The 20,529-nt window shown below is 36.1% G+C and carries 11 protein-coding genes; 3 read left to right on the top strand and 8 right to left on the bottom strand.

Annotated features, from left to right (window positions below):
* Positions 1-4: 4 nt before the first annotated feature.
* Together CC92_RS0102425 and CC92_RS21360 are read right to left on the bottom strand one after the other, a co-directional pair.
* Complete coding sequence (locus CC92_RS0102425) at positions 5-1,990, bottom strand: Coenzyme F420 hydrogenase/dehydrogenase, beta subunit C-terminal domain (protein ID WP_029502014.1); 1,986 nt, start codon at positions 1,988-1,990, stop codon at positions 5-7.
* Between the two features lie 476 nt (positions 1,991-2,466).
* Positions 2,467-4,512 carry a Coenzyme F420 hydrogenase/dehydrogenase, beta subunit C-terminal domain gene (locus CC92_RS21360; protein ID WP_051650625.1) on the bottom strand — a complete coding sequence of 682 codons (2,046 nt, stop codon included), beginning with the start codon at positions 4,510-4,512 and terminating at the stop codon, positions 2,467-2,469.
* A gap of 339 nt (positions 4,513-4,851) precedes the next feature.
* On the opposite strand from CC92_RS21360, the gene CC92_RS0102415 reads away from it, so the two are divergent.
* Complete coding sequence (locus CC92_RS0102415; RefSeq protein WP_029502016.1) at positions 4,852-5,268, top strand: hypothetical protein; 417 nt, start codon at positions 4,852-4,854, stop codon at positions 5,266-5,268.
* A 91-nt stretch (positions 5,269-5,359) separates the two neighbouring features.
* Here CC92_RS0102415 and carB read toward each other — a convergent pair whose 3' ends face one another.
* On the bottom strand, positions 5,360-8,560 hold the full coding sequence (gene carB / locus CC92_RS0102410; protein WP_029502017.1) for a carbamoyl-phosphate synthase large subunit: 3,201 nt from the start codon (positions 8,558-8,560) through the stop codon (positions 5,360-5,362).
* On the bottom strand, positions 8,560-9,822 hold the full coding sequence (locus CC92_RS0102405) for a carbamoyl phosphate synthase small subunit (protein WP_029502018.1): 1,263 nt from the start codon (positions 9,820-9,822) through the stop codon (positions 8,560-8,562). The genes carB and CC92_RS0102405 overlap by 1 nt, the downstream gene beginning before the upstream one ends.
* 439 nt (positions 9,823-10,261) lie before the next feature.
* Here CC92_RS0102405 and CC92_RS0102400 point away from each other — a divergent pair, with 439 nt between their 5' ends.
* The gene (locus CC92_RS0102400) at positions 10,262-11,656 is read left to right on the top strand and encodes a peptidoglycan-binding protein (RefSeq protein WP_081841792.1); all 1,395 of its coding nucleotides are present in this window, start codon (positions 10,262-10,264) and stop codon (positions 11,654-11,656) included.
* 155 nt (positions 11,657-11,811) lie between these two features.
* Here CC92_RS0102400 and CC92_RS21355 read toward each other — a convergent pair whose 3' ends face one another.
* From CC92_RS21355 to CC92_RS0102385, 3 genes are all read right to left on the bottom strand, one after another.
* Positions 11,812-12,783 carry a polysaccharide deacetylase family protein gene (locus CC92_RS21355; RefSeq protein ID WP_051650626.1) on the bottom strand — a complete coding sequence of 324 codons (972 nt, stop codon included), beginning with the start codon at positions 12,781-12,783 and terminating at the stop codon, positions 11,812-11,814.
* A 122-nt stretch (positions 12,784-12,905) separates the two neighbouring features.
* A complete protein-coding gene (locus CC92_RS0102390) occupies positions 12,906-13,976 on the bottom strand; it encodes a branched-chain amino acid aminotransferase (RefSeq protein ID WP_029502021.1) in 1,071 nt (356 codons plus the stop codon).
* A gap of 296 nt (positions 13,977-14,272) precedes the next feature.
* Positions 14,273-16,060 carry a GGDEF domain-containing protein gene (locus CC92_RS0102385; RefSeq protein ID WP_029502022.1) on the bottom strand — a complete coding sequence of 596 codons (1,788 nt, stop codon included), beginning with the start codon at positions 16,058-16,060 and terminating at the stop codon, positions 14,273-14,275.
* A gap of 344 nt (positions 16,061-16,404) precedes the next feature.
* On the opposite strand from CC92_RS0102385, the gene CC92_RS0102380 reads away from it, so the two are divergent.
* A complete protein-coding gene (locus CC92_RS0102380) occupies positions 16,405-17,580 on the top strand; it encodes an ISL3 family transposase (protein ID WP_029502023.1) in 1,176 nt (391 codons plus the stop codon).
* A gap of 260 nt (positions 17,581-17,840) precedes the next feature.
* Here CC92_RS0102380 and CC92_RS0102375 read toward each other — a convergent pair whose 3' ends face one another.
* Entirely contained in the window at positions 17,841-20,246 is a 2,406-nt protein-coding gene (locus CC92_RS0102375) for a ribonucleoside triphosphate reductase (RefSeq protein WP_029502024.1), read from the bottom strand.
* Between the last annotated feature and the right edge of the window lie 283 nt (positions 20,247-20,529).

Below are 20,529 nucleotides of genomic sequence, written 5' to 3'. Positions count from 1 at the left end.
GAATTTATTTTAAATCATTAAATTCTTGTAACAAGGAATTGATTTCTTCTTTCTCAAATCGATCAAAAAATTCATTTCTCTTTTCCGTTAACTTAATAGGCTTCTTATGATTATAGCGAAAAGCCTCTTTTAAATTGCTTTCTTCATATTCAAATCGATTCGATATTTTATTCCAAATATCTTCTCCTATCTTAGTGTTAATCATTAATATACTGGTACCTTTGTTATCAAACATCTCAGGTTTTGCGTATTGAATGCCCCAAAAATCCCCCATGGTTAAATCACCAACCCGGTTGGTATATACAAAGGAACATTGACTACAAGCTGGGCGTGCTATATTGTCTTTAATAAAGCTGCGATAATAATTATTCCTTCTTGCTTTTACCTTTAGAGGTTCTCGATTCGCAAATTCGACAACCATGGTATTATCAAGAGCAAGCCAACCCTTTGATTTATCTCGGAAATTGATCTTCTTAACTTTAGACTTAAAACGTTTTTCTAAGTACTGAACGTAACGACGAAAAACAAGTGGCGAGGGTCCCGCATGGCAAAGCACTTCACATACGATGAGATTTTCATAACTTTTCCTTAAAAATGCACGAAGCCCAGCTGCTTCACATGGTAACGATGAAAAAAGAACAGTTTCACCCTGATCTAATAGCTTCTTCACCTTTCGAAACATACCTGTAAAATCACTCTTGGTATACTTAGCTCCATAAAATTCTTTTGCTTCCTCCATGGTATGCGCAATCGATGAAACTGCATTCATGTCTTTATCAAACTTTACACCAACGACACATCCCTTTAACTCTTCGATGACATATTGCACTAATTCCGGAAAAATTCCCCCAGAGGAACTATTCGTTCTCACCTTAAGCTTCTTATTATTAACTGCATATACAAGAGGATAGCTTTTTGCATAAGAAACCGTCTGTGGATTTTCTCTCTTTACACAGATCTTTTTACAAAGCATACATTTGACGCACTTTTCATGATCTACAACCGGATAGATAAATCCTTCCTCATCAGCCTTCATTTCGATTGCATTGTAAGGGCATACTTCCCTACAAGCGGTACATCCACAACACTCAATCTTTTTGATATCTGTTGGGCAGTCGACATATCTCTCATAACTAGATACTCGTAATAACTGACGTATTTTTTTCTTATGCTCTTCTCTGTATGATTTGATACGATTTCTAAATTCTTGTTGATTGTTTTCATAAGTGGACAATAAGGAGTTGTAGTAACTAATATCCATCAAAGAAGAAATATCGGATAGGATGATACTGGATAATCCTAATTTCTTAAGTATTCCTACTGCCAAAACTTCATTTGATTCTTCTGACATAAGTAAAAATGGTTTTTCATATAGAAGAGCCATAAGGGAAATAAACCCTGAATCCGTAATTACAATTTTAGCATATCGAAGATAGGATAAGAATTCTTTGATATCTTGATCAGTATAGCTTTGGTAGCAGTTTAAATTAACTTCCTCTCTCTTGTTTGACACCAATTCTAAGCAATTTTCCTTCACAAGAAAGCTCAACAACTCTTGTTTTTCCTTTGTAGGACGCTCATAATAAGAAAGAAGATAATCTTCCTTAATCAATCTTTTTCTTGCAAGATGGTGATAACTTTTTTGTTGCATTAAGATTATAGAATCTCTTAAATAATGGATTGGATAATACTCTGTAAAAGCAGCATCCTTTACCTTCTGCCACATTCTATCACCTGCTACCAGATAAACTTCAAATAAATTATAATATCCAGTGGTATCGCTAAGCTGTGAACTTCCTTCTACAACATTATAAAACTCATAGGCAAGCTCCTTCGCTCCTAGTTTTTCTTCCTCCAACGTATCTCGAAAGGAATGATTAATTACCACTGACATATGTTCCATTTCTTGTAACGCTTCTTGTAAAGCATAAGTAGATAACCAAACATCCAGGTTCATATCGTTTAAATCTGCTACAATCCCTATTTTCATACTAGAGTTCCTTTCCTACCATACATTTCTTACAATAATCTTAGTACTACGAGGAATGATTACATCTGACTAATTATTGTATGATTACTATCCCCAAAGTATTTTGTAGTATGTATCTGTCTAGTTTGGAAACTCTTATGAAAAAGTTCTGCCTAACATTATAATTCCAATGAACGAAAAAAAGTAAGGAAGAAAATCTTCTAATTATTTTCTCCTTACTTCTGATTCGTATTTCATTTCTTCTTCAATTTTCTTTTATTAACTTAATTTATTCCTTGTTCTATATCTTTTCTTAAAACTTTGTTTTGATTCTTTGTTTTGATTCTTTGTTTTGATTCTTTGTTTAATTCTTGTTTAATCTTGTTTTAAATTCTTACTTTGATTCTTTATTTAAATATTGGTTTTGATTCCTTATTTTTATTTCTTGCTTAAATTCTTTCTTTGATCCTTGCTTGAGCTCTTACTTGAATCCTTCTTTATTTTGCTTTATTCTTAAGATCATTAAAACTTTCTAACAACGAATCAATTCTTTCTTTTCCTAAACGTTTAAAAATCTCTTCTCGTTCTGGTTTGAGCGGACAAGGCTTGCTGTGGTTATATTTAAACAACTCTTTTATGCTTCTTTCTTTCATAAAGAAAGAAGCTTTTAGTTCTTCAAGAACCTTCTCCCCTTTTACCGTGTTTACCATAATGGCACTAGTTCCTTTATCATCAAACATTTCTTCATCGATGTGATGGATTCCCCAGAAGTCACCGATGGTAATATCTCCAACTCGTTTTCTTCCAACAAAACTACAGTTAGAACATCCTGGGCGTTGAATATTATCCAATAAGAAATTTCTGAAATAATTATTTCTTCTTGCATTTACCACAAGTGGCTTACGATCTTTAAATTCTACGACCATACTACACTTATGAATTAGCCATCCATTCCTTTTATCACGGAATACTACATTGGTAACCGGTGACTTGTACTTAATGGAAAGAAACTTAAGATATGTCTTAAATACTTTCGGTGACGGTGCAGCATGGCATAAAATTTCACTTATGAATAGATTCTCATAGTCCTTTCGTAAATATGCTTTTAGACCGGCACATTCACAAGGTAAACCAGAATATAAGACAAATCTTCCTGCATTTAACTGCTCTTTTACCTTTTCGTATACCCCATCAATTTCACTCTTAACATATTTAGAACCATAGAATGCCTTCACATCCTTCATCGTTGAAGCTAACGTAGATACTGCATTCATTTCATCGTCAAACTTAACTCCAACTACGACACCTTCCCGTTGTTCGATTGCATATTTCGATAAAACATGAAATACGCCGCCGGAAGTACTTATCATTCTTACATTCTCGTCCTTGTTAATTGCACTATATACCTTTGGATAATCTGGTTCATAAGATACAATCTGAGAATTTTCTCTCTTAACACATACTTTTTCACATAATCCACAATTAATACACTTTTCTTTATTCACATTAGGATAATAAAATCCTTCTTTGTCTTGTAACATCTGGATGGCATCGGTAGGACATACTTCTTTACAAGCATAACATCCGCAACACTCACCACGGGTTATTTTAGTCGGACAATTTACTAGTTGATCTAAGTTAAAAACCCCCAATGAATCAAGCAAACGATCCGTCAGATCCATACGGTACTTCATAAGTTGATTACTTACTATATGCGGGTGCTTCATGGCATAAGCTTTTAATGATGTTTCCGTAGGCTTAATCGTAAAATAACTCTCCATCATCGATAATCTCTGTAGGAAGCGTTTAATTTTACCTTGTGTCATTCCCTGATCATAGCATATCAATGGTTTCTTTAGTAGAATAGCAAAATATACCGTCGCAAAGGAATCGGTGACTACTAATTTTGCATCACGGATATATGCCAAATATTCGGAAGGATCAAAAATCTCGGTCACTTTTTCAAATCCGTAAAAAGTTCGATTATAAGCTTTAGAGATCACTTCTAGTTTATTTGCCTTTGCTATCCGTCGAATTGACGGTATAATACCAGACTTGTCAGACTCACAATCCATGAATACATAGGACTGTTCTTTAGGACTTGCACCCATTATCTTCTCATATTCCGCTAAATCACAAAGCAGCAATGCTTCTGTAATTTCACTCTTGAGTTCATAACTTCTTTGATAAAAGTCTATGTAACTCGCGTTAGAGTTCGTGGTATCAATAGTAGACTTATGATTGACAATCACAAAACTATCTGCTTTTTCCGTTTTATTTTGATTCAAGGATAATCTATCTCTAATAAAGCCTTCTTGCGCGGCCCTAACTTCATTTAAATCTATGTGAATATACTGGCGACGACTTAAAGAGTCTAGTATATTCCTTCTACGAGCGGTTCTCGTACTTTTATAAGTAACATTATCTTTATTACGATACCAATAGCAATCTAAAGCTTGATCCTCTAATACTTTTTTCACTGCATATGCTTGCAAAAGGCTTTCTATCTCTGGTTTCGCATAACCGACGATTCCAATCTTCATGATAAGAACCTCCCTTCTATCTAATCTCTTACAGTATAATGGAGTTAGACTAGTTATGCAATCTATATTTTTTACTTCTCATGGGTTAAAATAACAAGATAAATATATATAAACTCATGAACTCTATCCGATATCCCATGGAAATAATAGAAGAAAATCTAGTCAAATTATAGAATTTATGGTAAAATTATGTAATAATTAATAATAACTAAATACCACCCTTCCATGAATTGGACTTACCTCAAGCTTTGACATAACCTAATCTGTGAGATATCTTCTACAGACCTCTGCCAAATTAGGTTTCTTCATGGCTATTTGAAAAGGAAGAAAGGATACTACATGAAAGAAAATATTATAGTTTGCTTTATTGTTATAGTAGCCGCTACGCTGTTCGTTTCATGCTCACCTAAAGAAAGTAATTACAGCCTTCATTTAGTGGTTGATTCGTGGTCGGACCAAGATATTGATTATCCAGAAGATGAATTCTTATTTGAAAATATTATATTAAATGAAACATATGTTATCGCGCTTGATGGTGATTCTGACTATCTCCTAAGGAAATTCAAAGTTATTAAAATTGATGAGAGTTCTATCACTATTTCTACACCGATACCACTTTCTGTTAAGGAAGAAGGTATTAACCTTGGGTCTAAAGAAAAAAAATTTACGATTGAATATGGCAAAGCTACAAGTTTAGACACTCTAATTATGGATGGCGGGGAATGGTATGTGTTTTCTTTGATCGAAAAAGAGTAAAACAAGAGAATTTTCGCTTTGCGATTGTTATGTAGAAAAGAGAGGTAAGCTTACCTCTCTTTTTATAATTCTAAAAATTCATCTATTCTTCTTATATTTTTGCTATATCAATTAAGCTTAATTCGCCATCTGCAACATTTTCTAAGCTTGTTAATAATGCATTTGCTGTATCAAGTGAAGTTAAACAGGTTACACCAGTCTCAATCGACGTACGACGGATTATGAAACCGTCTCTGGATTTATCACGTCCTTGTGTTGGTGTATCCACCACTAAGTCTATCTCATGTCCAAGTAGTAAGTCTAGAATGGTTGGAGCTTCTCCATCCAACTTCTGAACCGGAATGGCCTCTACTCCATTTTCATTTAATACTCTTGCAGTACTTCTTGTTGCATAAATTTCGTATCCAAGGGCTTTAAATCTTCTTCCTACCGATACTGCTTCTAGTTTATCTGCATCCTTTACGGTAAGAATCATTTTCTTATGCTTTGGAAGATTGATACCAGCACCAAGGAATGCCTTATACAATGCTTCATTAAAAGTCTTTGCAATACCAAGACACTCACCTGTTGACTTCATTTCAGGTCCTAAGCCGATGTCTGCTCCACGTAGCTTCTCGAAGGAGAAGACTGGCATCTTAATCGCGATATAATCCGCTTTCTTTGCAAGCCCAGTTCCATATCCTAAGTTCGCAATCTTTTCTCCAAGTACCGCTTTTGATGCTAGATCAACGATTGGAATACCGGTTACCTTACTAATGTATGGTACGGTACGAGAGGATCTTGGATTAACCTCGATCACATAAACTTCTTCATTATATACGATAAACTGGATGTTAATTAAACCGATAACATTTAAGGACTTTGCAAGCTTTCTTGTATAATCAACGATAACATCCTGTACCTTATCACTTACGCTCTGTGCTGGGTATACAGAGATACTATCACCTGAGTGGATACCAGCTCTTTCGATGTGCTCCATGATGCCAGGGATTAAGATGTCCTCGCCATCACAAACTGCATCCACTTCTACTTCCTTACCCATCAAATACTTATCTACAAGAATTGGGTGTTCCTGTACGTTACGGTTAATGATTTCCATAAATTCACGAACATCGTCATCACAAATAGCAATTTGCATACCTGCACCACCAAGTACGTAGGAAGGACGAACGAGTACAGGATATCCTAACTGATTCGCTGCAACAATTGCTTCCTCAGTAGTAAATACAGTCTTACCAGCAGGTCTTGGGATACAACATTTCTCTAGAATTTCATCGAATAACTCACGGTCTTCTGCAGCGTCAACATTTTCTGCACTAGTACCTAAGATTGGAACTCCCATCTTAAGAAGTGCTTCGGTTAACTTAATTGCAGTCTGACCACCAAACTGTACTACGGCACCATCTGGCTGTTCAAGATCTACGATGTTTTCTACATCCTCTGGAGTTAATGGCTCAAAGTATAACTTGTCTGCGATATCAAAGTCTGTACTTACTGTTTCAGGATTGTTATTTACGATGATTGTCTCGAAACCGTTCTTGCTCATAGACCAAGTTGCGTGCACGGAACAATAGTCAAACTCAATACCCTGTCCGATGCGGATTGGGCCAGAACCAAGTACTAATACTTTCTTCTTGGTCTTCGTCGCATTTACTTCATTCTCACTATCAAAGCAGGAATAGTAATATGGAGTCTGTGCCTCAAACTCTGCTGCACAAGTATCTACCGTTTTAAATGCTGCAAGAATTCCATACTCTTCTTTACGAAGTTTCTTCACTTCTTCTAACGTTTTTCCACTGAACTGTGCGATCACACGGTCTGGGAATTCCATACGCTTTGCTTCTAATAATAATTCTTTGGTTAATGGTTCCTCACTTAGGCGTTGTTCCATTTCAGTAAGTATTGCAATTTTATCAATAAACCATAAATCAATCTTTGTTATCTCATTGATCTCTTCTGGTGTAATTCCACGACGGATTGCTTCAGCAATCACAAAGATACGTCTATCATCCACTAAGTGAAGTTTCTCACGAATATCCTCGATACTGTCCTTACTGTAGTCACCATAGTTCATGCTATAGATGTTCTGCTCTAAGGAACGTACTGCCTTCATAAGCGCACCTTCAAAGTTCGTACAGATACTCATTACCTCACCAGTTGCCTTCATCTGTGTAGTTAAGGTTCTCTTCGCCATAATAAACTTATCAAATGGCCACTTAGGAATCTTTACGACACAGTAGTCAAGCGCAGGTTCGAAACTTGCTACAGTCTTTCCTGTAATTGCGTTAGGAATCTCATCTAGAGTATAACCAAGCGCAATCTTAGCTGCTACCTTTGCAATTGGATATCCGGTTGCCTTCGATGCAAGGGCAGAAGAACGGCTTACACGTGGATTTACCTCGATTACGCAGTACTCAAAACTGTCTGGCTTTAATGCATACTGTACATTACATCCACCAGTAATCTTTAACTCTGTGATAATATTTAAAGCGGAAGTACGTAACATCTGATATTCTTTATCGGATAACGTCTGGGATGGAGCAACTACGATACTATCACCAGTATGAACACCAACTGGATCTAAGTTCTCCATGTTACATACGGTAATACAGTTTCCTGCACCATCACGCATTACTTCATATTCAATTTCTTTCCATCCTGAGATACAACGCTCGATTAAGCACTGTCCTACACGGCTAAGACGTAACCCGTTGGTACAGATATCGATGAGCTCTTCTTTTGTCGCTGCAATACCGCCGCCAGAACCACCAAGGGTATATGCTGGACGAATTACGACTGGATATCCAATAGTTTCTGCAAAATCAACCGCTGCAGCTACTGTAGTAACAACCACGCTGGCTGCACAAGGCTCGCCGATTTTTTCCATGGTATTCTTGAATTCTAAACGGTCTTCTGCCTTCTTAATGGTTAAAGAAGTAGTACCGATTAGCTTCGTGCCTGTTTCCGCTAAAAATCCAGATTCCTCTAACTCCATAGCGATATTTAACGCTGCCTGACCACCAAGAGTTGGAAGAACGCTATCTGGTTTTTCTTTTAAGATAATCTTCTTTACAACATCTGGAGTCAATGGTTCAATGTAAACCATATCTGCAATGTCTTTATCTGTCATGATGGTTGCTGGATTTGAGTTAACCAATACAACAGTAACTCCTTCTTCCTTTAAAGAACGACACGCCTGGGTACCTGCATAATCAAACTCTGCTGCCTGGCCAATAACAATTGGGCCGGAACCAATCACTAAAACCTTCTTAATGTCATTATTCTTTGGCATTACGCATTTACCTCCATCATCTTCATAAACTCATCAAATAAGAACTCGGAATCCTGTGGACCAGCACATGCTTCCGGATGGAACTGCACCGTAAAGATATTTTTATTCTTATACTTTAGTCCCTCGATTGTCTTATCATTTGCATTAATAAAACGAACCTCTGCCTTTGTCTCATCAATGGTATCTTCCACTACCACATAACCGTGATTTTGGGAAGATAGATAAACACGTCCAGTTTCTAAATCTTTGACTGGATGGTTTGCTCCACGATGTCCATACTTCATTCTCTTGGTAGCAAAACCATTTGCAAGGGCCATTAGCTGGTGTCCTAAACAAATTGCAAAGATTGGAACGTTGGAATCATATAATTTCTTAATTTCTTCAATAATTTCAACGCACTCTGCTGGGTCTCCAGGTCCATTACTTAACATAATTCCATCTGGGTTTGTTGCCAAGATTTCCTCTGCCTTTGTATCAGAAGGATAAACAGTAACTTCACATCCCCTCTTTAATAAGCAATGTTCAATATTTTTCTTTGAACCAAAATCCATTAAAGCAACCTTATAGTGAGTCTTTATTAAATTTTCATCTTCTGCTAACTTATTTAAATAAGCGATTCCCGCAGTACCCTGCATGCTTGCCATTGCGATTTCACCAAGACAAACACCGTTACTTGTCGCCTTCTCAATTGCTTCTTTCATCTCAGGAGATGCCATGTAAGTCATCTTTGCCAACTCAAAATCGGTTGGTTTAAAGTTCTCGTGGGTTGTAACCTTCTTTTCTTTACAGCTTACCTTGCCAACTACTCCAGTTACCTTATACTCCTTTAATGTATTCACTACATCCTCAATTACGAAATTTTCATTCGTAGTTATCATACCATTCATAGTACCGCTTTCACGAAGAATCTTCGTTAAGCTTCTTGTATCCACACCAGTGATTCCCGGAATGTCATTCTGAATCAAGAACTCCTCTAAACTTATTTCAGATCTAAAATTACTTGGTACACGTGATAACTCTCTTACAATAAATCCATCTGGCCACGCCTTTAATGACTCCATATCCGATGGGCAAATACCATAATTGCCAATCAGCGGATACGTCATAACCACTGCCTGGCCAGCATAGGATGGATCCGTTAATATCTCCAGATAACCTGTCATTGAGGTATTAAATACGATTTCGCTAATAACCTCTCTTTTCGAACCAATATGTTTACCTTCGAAAATATGCCCATCTTCCAGTATCAGAAAAGCCTTCATACAAATCCTCCTATTTGTGTTATGTTTTTTTGGGTTGCCCCGATTTCCATATTTTGAGTGTATATTTTTTCCAATTACTACCTAAAAAAATAAGATATATCGCCTCCTTCACTTATTTCATGTAAACCATGAAAATTAAGGGTGATACATCTTAAGTCCTGAGGCTTAATTTTTTGCAAATAAATACTCAAATTGTTAAAATGATACCACACCACCCATGAAAATACAAGAACTATTTATTCATAAATATGATAGAAAATGCATTGTAAAACTATGTACTGATTGTGCACATTTACTTTACTCCGTCAAGATAACATATACTTATCTCGTTTTATAATAACTCCTTCCATATCGCACTTACTTGGTTATACATGTACTTGCACCAAACCTATCCTCTTCGCATACCTTATCATGAACCAGTATATTGAGGTAGTAAATCATGATATACAACCCAAACTCTTATCGTTACCCTGCCTATCGCCAAGGATTAGGGTTGGATAAAGATGTATATTCTCCTACTATGGATAATCAAATAATTCGTACTAATATGATGCCTCGTATCGATAATAGAGTATATCCAGCTCAAGTAGAAACGCAGTCATTCGGCGGTCTTTCCGTAGATGTAATTTCTGCTAGGGATAATCGTCCTATTAGTAATGCTACAATTGATATTAACTTTACCGGTGATCCTTCCACGCAACCTTTAGAGGAAGTTACAACTGATGATACTGGAAGAACAGGCGTCATTGAATTACCAGCTCCCCCTCTAGATTACAGTTTGGAACCTAGCGCTCCAATGCCATATGCCGAGTATACTTTGACCATAAAAGCACCCGGCTTTGAGCCTGTAATTATATCCGGAGCTCAAATTCTACCAACCGTAAATGCTAGGCAAAATATCACACTTGACCCTACTCCGTCGGCAGGAGCCGGGACTACCGCAGAATCTTTTGTAATCCCTGAACATACTTTATATGGGGATTATCCACCAAAGATTCTAGAATCTGAAATAAAGCCTTTGGAAGAAGCTGGTGAAATTGTACTTCCCAATGTTGTTATTCCAGAATTTATTATCGTTCATGATGGGCCTCCTTCCGACCGTTCCGCCAAAGATTACTGGGTCCCATATCGAGATTACATTAAAAATGTAGCCTCAAGTGAAATCTATGCTACTTGGCCAGAAGCTACCATCTATGCAAATGTATTAGCAATACAATCTTTTACCTTAAATCGTGTTTTTACTGAGTGGTATCGTAACAAAGGATTTAATTTTACCATTACATCATCTACTGCATACGATCATAAATTTATGCCTGAACGAAACTTCTTTGATCCAATCAGTAAAGTAGTTGACACGATCTTTAATAACTTTTTGTCCCGTCCTAATGTGAAACAACCAATCTTAACACAATATTGTGATGGTAAACGTGTAACCTGTCCTGAAGTAATGTCACAATGGGGCTCGAAAACTCTAGGGGATCAAGGATATACAGCAATTCAAATTCTTCGATACTTCTATGGAGAAAGTATCTATATTAATTCAACGTATGAGGTATCTGGAGTTCCGGTTTCCTTCCCTGGTTATAATTTAACAATAGGCTCCTCTGGTTCTAGCGTTATGCAACTACAAGAGCAATTAAATGCAATCGCTGATGTATACTATCCTATTCCTAATATCTCTGCCGACGGTGTATTTGGCCCAGCAACAGCAGAAGCTGTAAAAGCATTCCAAAAGCAATTTGGCCTACCGGAAAATGGAATCGTCGACCTTCCAACCTGGTATAAGATATCCGGTATTTATGTTGCTATCACTCGAATTGCTGAATATCAATAATTTGTATTCCTCTTTACTCTTTCATTCAAACGAACAAGTGAATAATGAATCACTTCACTTGTTATAAAAAAGGACTTTTGCATCATTACCTGCCAAGAAAAAGCAAGTAACCTAACATGCAAAAGCCCTTTTTCCTATACTATGTATATCTCTCACTACCAGCGAAACTGACAAGGTTCACGGTGATCTAAAGTATCAAATTCATAACCCTTTGATTCAATATAATCTATAATTCCTCCCAATACCTTTGCCGTTAATGGATTCGTTTGGCCATCATGCAATAATACTACCGGACATTGATACCGATTCAAATCTCTGCTAATATTTTTCTTAATGGAATAGGCAGTTGGGGAACCTACGGAATCCTCACCACTAACATTCCAATCATAATAGGTAAACCCTCTTCTATCCATCTCAGCGACCAATTCTTTTCTTATTCTCTTTAGATAATGATTATAACTTCCTCCTGGAAATCGATAAATATAGGGACGTACTCCAGTTACCTCCTCGATTCTTTGAAATGCTTTATCATAATCCTTTAAGAACGAATCGACTGACTTATAAATTTTATCATAATCATGCACATAAGTATGCACACCAATAAGATGCCCTCGATTGACAACTTCTTTTAATATACTAGCATTCTGCTCTGTGATTTCCTCACCAATAACAAAGAAGGTCGCTTTTATTTTTTTTTCATCTAGTACATCTAAGACCTTTAAGGTATTTGCGCTTGGTCCATCATCAAATGTTAAAAAACATACTTTTCTTCCATCAGAAGGAGACTTATATTCTGCATCTGATCTTGCATAAAGATTTGGATAGTGATGTACGTAGTCCGGTTCTCTACTTAAATCACCATCACTTACATAACCACTATCTACGTTGATACTAGCAGTTATGTCATGATCCCAAATACTACTCCCCCCCATCCATACCATTCCCTGCTTATTTAACTGTACCTCATTTTCTAAGGTAACAAAAAGGGCTAACTCATCCAGTGATTCATACTCTATTTTACCAATAATCCCTACCGCAGTTTCCTCCTTTGCTTTATCATAGAATAACCTTCCAATGAGAGATAGGAAGATTAGCAACAATACTAACATGATTACCTTGTCTTTCATATTTTGCTCCGAATCGTTTGTTACCTTATAATCTATGCCAGATGCATTGTATAACATTCCATAAAAAAAGAGAGTACGCTATTCTTTCATGCTAAGAATAACGTACTCTCTTTTTTTATCCTTTACGAGACCTCAACGGTCCAGCCAAGAGTATCTTCTATTTTTCCTAATTGAATCCCTGTTATCGTATCATAGATCTTTTGGCTAAGTTCTCCAATACCACCATCTCCAACCATTAATACATGATCTTCAAAACGAAGGTGTCCTACTGGAGAAATTACAGCCGCTGTTCCGGTACCAAAAACTTCTTCTAAACTACCATCTTTGCTTGCTTCATAAAGTTCCTCTACGGATATTTTTCTTTCCTCTACTGGAACGTTCCAAAGCTTACATAACGTAAGCACGGAATCTCTGGTTACTCCTGGTAATATACTACCATTTAATTCTGGCGTTAACACTTTACCATTAATCTTAAAGAAAATATTCATCGCTCCAACTTCCTCGATATATTTTCTTTCCTTACCATCTAACCATAATACCTGAGAATACCCTTCCTCATGTGCTTTTACTTGAGAAGCCATTGAAGCTACATAGTTACCACCTGTTTTTGCCTCTCCAATACCACCTTTAATTGCTCTGACATACTCATCCTCTATCCAAATCTTAACTGGATTTAATCCTTCTGGATAGTAAGCACCTACTGGTGACAAAATGATAGCAAACAGATAACGATGGGATGGGCGTACCCCAAGAAATGGATCTGTAGCAATGATAAACGGACGAATATACAAGGAAGTACCTGGTTTTGTAGGAATCCATCTTTCATCTATCTTAACCACTGCTTTTACAGCATCAACAAAATCCTCTTCTGGCATAGTTGGCATACAAAGTCTCTTATTACTATTGTTTGCACGTTCTGCATTCTTATTAGGGCGGAATAATAAAGTTCTTCCATCCTCTGCTTTATATGCTTTTAATCCTTCAAACATCTCTTGACCATAGTGAAATACCATAGCGGATGGTTCTAATGAGATTGGGCCATATGGGACAATTCGAGCATCGTGCCATCCCTTTCCTTCTTCATAATCCATAAGAAACATATGATCGGTAAAAATAGTACCGAATTTTAATGGATTGTCAGCTGCAGGAAGCTCTTTAGGTGCAGTTGTTTTCTCATATCTGATATTCAGCATCTGTACATCCTTCTTTCTATATATTTCCCCTTATGTTGCGCTGCTTTTCTTTCTGGGTTTGTGGTGACAGCGCAAGCACAAACTTGATTAGTGAAAGATCTTCTTCTCACTCCTAAATTACATTACATTTCTTACGGATACCTCATACAAAGAAATGATTTGGGGATTTTTCGATCCTTTGCCTTAGGCTCCGTTCGTGTTATGTAATATATTAGTCTTTCATCTACGAATTTTCAAGCTTTTTTTCATGAAGTAATCAATTTGACATATACTTTTTCCTTTTATCACCTATGAATTTAAGTTTTATCTAGGATTATATTTCCTATCAAATGGCATATCAACTCTAAGTTGTTAATATCAACTGCTGACATCTTAGATTTTTTTACCGTTCTTTCCAAAGAAATTAATCCAAAGATTGTGTTATCTTTTTTCAACATGATTTGCATCACAAAGGTTAATTTTTGTCTCATGAAAATCTGATATGCTTGTAAAGATTTACCGATATTCATATTATCCAGTACAATAACACCATTTTCAGAAAAATTTTTCTGATATCCTTGTTCTAACAGATATTTTGCATCCTTATCCTCGGAATAGGTTGTCCCCCAATGCCTAATAAGTGGTAATTCTTCTCCATAATATACATTAATCTTTTCCAATTGATATAATTCACCTAACTGGCAAAACACCTCTTCTATTCCAGTTTCTCCCTTTTTATATAAAGATTGAATCATTTTAGAAAAAATATTCGTATGATTACATCCAGCATACGCGGTATCCATCGAAAGAAGAGTAGCATTTAAAGACTTGCAACTTATTTCTCCGTGTTTTAAAGGATTATAGATGATGTAACGATTTTTTCCCTTTTCTTTCGCAAGGTATAAGCTATAGTCTGCTTTCTGAAATAGTTCCTTATACGATATCCCATCGGTAGGATACTCTACACACCCCATGGAACATGTGACATGAATATTGTTTTGTGAACCTACATAAGCATAAGCAACATTTTCTCTTATTGCCTTTAAAACATTTCTTAAACTTTTTTCATCATCCACATTTTCAAGAATAGCAAACAATTCATCTCCGCCTATTCTTCCGACGACCCCATGATCACCAACCATCTTTTTTACAATATTAGCGACTTTTACAATAGCCTCATCACCAAACATATGGCCATAGGTATCATTAATTGTTTTAAAGTTATCAACGTCTAAGATTAAAAATCGGAATTTATCCTTACCTGCATATTGAATCTTTTGTTCTGAAAGTTGAGTTATCGCTCGCTTATTTAATAAACCCGTCAAAGCATCACGATTCATTAAATCGGAAAAGAAATCATCTTTTGCATCCCCTGTTAACTTCTCAATTTCAATCACTCCAACAATTCTAGATAGTTTCATTTTTTCATGAACTGCACTACCTCGAACAATCCAACGTACTTCTTCTTTTCCCTTTGTTAAGATGCTATTAATGAGCTGGTAATAAAAATTCGATTTTCCTTCCATCAAATCTTCACACATGCTACAAAGAATTGCTTGTTCTTGTTCTTTTACATAACCATTCTCCAATACTTCTTTCTTCCACTCAAGAAGAGGTTGTTGTGCCGCTATAACTTCTTGATTTCCACTCATCCAATAATATGTAAAAATTGTTGTATCTACATTATAAGTAAAATAAAGATTATAAGATAAACTTAAGATAGTTCGATAATCCATAATCTCATACTTTTGTTTTGTTATTACTTGCTGGAATGCCTTGATATTATAAAGTCGGATTTGATATAACACTCCATCCATGTAAGGAATTCCACGATTCTCTACGATGTAATAGGTAATATAAAACTGTCCGTCCTCTAGTCGAATATGAAAAGTTCCGCTGTTTACTTCATTTTCCTTCAAATTTCGAACCACATGGCAAAACTCTTCCTGCTCCTTCGTATGTATTAACATGAGAAGAGAATAAGGATAACATTTCCCTTCATCGATAATGCGATAGATGCCTTCATCTCCTACCCTTATACGAAAGTCACTATCAAAAGTAGCACATCCCACATATGCTCTTGTCAGTATCATATTTTCTTCCATCCACTCACCTCTTAGAGATATTAATACTAATAAGTTTGATAACAAAATCACCAAGCCAACTTCTTCAAAACCGAATCTGTAAGCAAAAGCACGGGGATTTTTTCTATATACTTCCTTTATTATAGCATACATAAATTAAAAATCAAATTTTTCTATGACTTTTGACCTAGAAACAAATAAAATTTCTTAACTTTTGTTCTTATTTTAACAAGGTAAAAAAAGGCTCTATAATAAATGTTGGGGTATGTGAATAAATTAATTCACTACTCCAACATTTTATTTTATAATAATAAAAAAGCCTCCCAGTGCCAGTCTACCAAAACAATCACCAGGAGGTTGCAATAATGCATAATTATTGTATCAATAAATTACTAGATTTAAAAGAGGTAAAAATAAAAAATATCATTCATGCGGATTCTTTTGTAAAAATATTTATTGAAACTAAGGCAAAAACTCACACTTGCCCTTCCTGTGGTGCTAAGACAAATAAGGTTCATGATTACAGGCAACAGACTATTAGGGATCTACCATTTCAGATGAAGGACTGCTATCTAATACTTAGAAAAAGACGTTATCGCTGTGCATGTGGTAAAAGATTCAGTGAAAAATACGATTTTTTAGCACATTACCAACAACGTACTACTCGACTTACTAAATACATCGTAAATGAACTTAGACAAAGCGTGACTTTAAAAACCGTAGCCCGTCGAGCGAATGTCTCAGCTACAACTGTGGCGCGAATTCTTGATACTATTCATTATACTTGTCCTTCTTTAAAAGAAGCCATTTCAATTGATGAATTTAAGGGGAATGCTGAAACTGGAAAATATCAATGTATTCTAGTAAATCCAAAGCAACGTTCTATAATGGATATCCTCCCAAATCGTTCACAAGCGCATTTAGCCTCTTATTTTAAAGAAATAAACCGAAGTGAGCGGTACCGCGTAAAGTATTTTGTATGTGATATGTGGCAACCTTATGTTGATTTGGCTCATAGCTTTTTCCCTAACGCTCAAGTCATAATCGATAAATATCACTTTGTTCGTCAAGTTACATGGGCCATCGAAAATGTACGTAAAAGACTACAAAAAAGCATGACTGCAACGATGAGAAAATACTATAAACGCAGTCATAAACTAATTTTAGCAAGGTATAAACAACTAGAAAATAGGGATAAAAAAGCATGTGACATTATGTTACTTTATAATGATGATTTAAGAAAAGCACATATGCTAAAAGAATGGTTTTATGATATTTGTCAGAATACAAAGTACTCAATCCAAAGAACAGAGTTCTATGAATGGATCCGCAATGCTGAAAGTTCAGGTATTAAAGAGTTTGAAAAGTGCGCTGCAACATATCGGTATTGGTCAAATGAAATATTAAATGCTTTTAAGTACGGAATTACAAACGGTTCCACAGAGGGCTTTAATAACAAGATTAAGGTTCTTAAACGTACCTCATATGGTATCCATAACTTTGAACGTTTTCGTACCCGTATTTTACACTCTTGTAACTAAATAAAAACAGACTGGCACGAAGGTTTATTTGTCATGCCCAAAAATAGAATTTCTAGAACCTCTACATAAAAACAGCTCTAAATCCAGTAATGGGGCATGATTGAGTCCAATCATACCCCAACACTTGACAAAGAGCCTAAAAAAAAGATACAATCTTTTCCTCATGATTGTATCTTTTTTATCCTTATACTATTCTTTTGTAAGACTTATTCTAACGCTATGCTTCTTGTTTAAGTACATCGACAAACTACTATAGGAATCTAGTGTAGTACATAAGCGCTCTCTAAATCTACAAATTGCTTTATGTTGGAAGCATTCACATACTTGGTTGCCATTCCTTCTTTTACCACTAATAGCGTAGGCGCTTGCATGATGTGATATTGCTTTGCTAACTCTATATTCTCCTCAGCATCTACCACTTGATAATCCACACCATCCAAATATCCTTTTACCAGTTTACAATTTGGGCATGTCTTTGTCGTAAATAAATAACAACCATCCTTTGATAACTCTCCCTCATTATCATCAACATTTAAAGTAACCGCAACTTCCTCTAAACCATTTTCCGTACGAGGCAAATCACTGGCATGCAATGCGTGTGATAGATTGTACTCCACCCTATTTTTATACTCTTGTGATTTACCTTCATTCCAGTTTTGCACTGGTCGATAATATCCTGTAATTCTACTATAAACTTCTGCTGGTTCCCCACATTCTGGACATACAAAGTTCTCTCCTTTGATATATCCATGATTTTTACAGATGGAGTAGGTTGGTGACATCGTATAATAAGGTAATTTATAGTTTTCAGAAATCGTTCGCACTAACTTAGCTGCAGCTTTCCAGTCAGGTAATTTTTCACCCAAGAAAGCGTGGAATACAGTACCAGAAGTATACAACGTTTGCAACTGATCCTGAACATCGAGCGCAGAGAAAACATCATCAGTATAATCTACTGGAAGATGAGAACTATTTGTATAATAAGGCGCATCTCCTTCTTTACCCGCTGTTAAAATATCCGACCAACGTTTTCTATCATGCTTTGCTAGACGATAACTGGTGGATTCCGCAGGTGTTGCTTCTAGATTATATAAATCTCCATACTCTACCTGATAATCACCAAGACGTTCTCTCATATGATTTAAAACTTCCACTGTAAATTGTTGCGTTTTCTTATCTGTCATATCTTTGCCAAGCCATCTTGCATTCAGTCCAACTTCATTCATTCCAATTAATCCAATGGTCGAGAAATGGTTATCAAAGGTTCCAAGATAACGTTTCGTGTATGGATATAATCCTTCTTCCAATAATTTCGTGATAACCTTTCTCTTTACCTTTAAGGATCTTGCTGAGATGTCCATCATACGATCAAGTCTTTGATAAAATTCAGCTGGATTTGCTGATACATATGCAATTCGCGGCATATTAATCGTAACAACGCCCACCGAGCCAGTGCTTTCACCACTCCCAAAGAAACCACCCGTCTTTTTACGTAATTCACGAAGATCAAGTCTGAGACGGCAGCACATCGAACGAACATCACTTGGCTCCATATCAGAGTTAATGTAATTAGAGAAATAAGGTGTTCCATACTTTGCTGTCATTTCAAATAATAAACGATTGTTCTCTGTATCTGACCAATCAAAATCCTTTGTGATGGAGTAAGTTGGAATAGGATATTGGAAACCACGACCATTCGCATCACCCTCTATCATTATTTCGATAAAGGCTTTGTTTACTAAATCCATCTCTTTCTTACAAGCTTTATATTTAAAATCCATCTCTTTTCCGCCGACAATACATGGCAGTTCCGCTAAATCATTCGGCACTGTCCAGTCTAACGTAATATTGGAGAATGGTGCTTGTGTTCCCCAACGACTTGGAGTATTCACTCCATAGATAAAGCATTGAATACACTGCTTTACTTCATCATAACTTAAGTTGTCTACTTTCACAAATGGAGCCAGGTAAGTATCAAAGGAGGAGAAAGCCTGAGCGCCAGCCCATTCATTCTGCATGATGCCTAAGAAGTTTACCATCTGGTTACATAGTGTGGAAAGGTGTTTTGCTGGCGATGAGGTAATTTTACCTGGAATACCACCAAGCCCTTCTTTGATAAGTTGTTTTAAAGACCAACCTGCGCAATAACCTGTTAACATCGATAAATCATGAATATGTAGGTCAGCGTTACGATGGGCATTTGCTATTTCCTCATCATAAATCTCTGACAGCCAATAATTTGCAGTTATCGCTCCAGAATTATGTAGAATTAATCCTCCAACGGAATAAGTAACTGTAGAATTTTCCTTTACTCTCCAGTCTTCTTCCTTTACATACGTATCTACAATTTCTTTATAATCTAAAATAGTAGATTTCATATTACGTATTTTTTCCCTATTCTTACGATAAAGAATATAAGCTTTTGCTACATCGGTATATCCAGATTGTTCAAGTATATGCTCTACACTGTCTTGAATATCTTCCACCGTAACCGTACTGTCTTTCAACTTGGTTTGAAAATCTGATGTAACACGCAAGGACAGCAAATTAATGATATCCTCGTTATAAAGTTTTTGCGTAGCATTGAATGCTTTCGCTATGGCACTACTGATTTTTGAAAGCGCAAATTCGGCTATTTCACCATCCCGTTTCACAACTTTAATCATGTGTACTTCTCCCTTCTTACCTACATTGTTCCTTAATAAATTCTAGCAGAAAGCAATAGCAACGTCAAGGCTAACTACAATATATATTTTATGTCTTTAGTCCTACCACTACATATTGTGTTTCAACAGAAAGTCCAGAAAGTAGCTTAAACACTCGGTTTTCGTAATGTTTCGCTTCTTCCGGACTTTTTTCTTAATACTATATCTTCTATTTTCTAAAATATGATTCGAATGTCTAATCCCCTTCCTAAAACTACACTAGGCAATTTACACAAATAGAAAG

This window comes from Lachnoclostridium phytofermentans (assembly GCF_000733755.1).
GTDB lineage: Bacteria > Bacillota > Clostridia > Lachnospirales > Lachnospiraceae > Lachnoclostridium > Lachnoclostridium phytofermentans_A.
This window is presented reverse-complemented; position numbering and strand designations above follow the sequence as displayed.

Coding starts and splice junctions, on each gene's coding strand:
- CC92_RS0102400 (WP_081841792.1), top strand. CDS start 10,262: ATGATATACAACCCAAACTCTTATCGTTACCCTGCCTATCGCCAAGGA.
- CC92_RS0102390 (WP_029502021.1), bottom strand. CDS start 13,976: ATGCTGAATATCAGATATGAGAAAACAACTGCACCTAAAGAGCTTCCT.
- CC92_RS21360 (WP_051650625.1), bottom strand. CDS start 4,512: ATGAAGATTGGAATCGTCGGTTATGCGAAACCAGAGATAGAAAGCCTT.
- carB (WP_029502017.1), bottom strand. CDS start 8,560: ATGCCAAAGAATAATGACATTAAGAAGGTTTTAGTGATTGGTTCCGGC.
- CC92_RS0102415 (WP_029502016.1), top strand. CDS start 4,852: ATGAAAGAAAATATTATAGTTTGCTTTATTGTTATAGTAGCCGCTACG.
- CC92_RS0102425 (WP_029502014.1), bottom strand. CDS start 1,990: ATGAAAATAGGGATTGTAGCAGATTTAAACGATATGAACCTGGATGTT.
- CC92_RS0102405 (WP_029502018.1), bottom strand. CDS start 9,822: ATGAAGGCTTTTCTGATACTGGAAGATGGGCATATTTTCGAAGGTAAA.
- CC92_RS0102375 (WP_029502024.1), bottom strand. CDS start 20,246: ATGATTAAAGTTGTGAAACGGGATGGTGAAATAGCCGAATTTGCGCTT.
- CC92_RS0102385 (WP_029502022.1), bottom strand. CDS start 16,060: ATGGAAGAAAATATGATACTGACAAGAGCATATGTGGGATGTGCTACT.
- CC92_RS21355 (WP_051650626.1), bottom strand. CDS start 12,783: ATGAAAGACAAGGTAATCATGTTAGTATTGTTGCTAATCTTCCTATCT.
- CC92_RS0102380 (WP_029502023.1), top strand. CDS start 16,405: ATGCATAATTATTGTATCAATAAATTACTAGATTTAAAAGAGGTAAAA.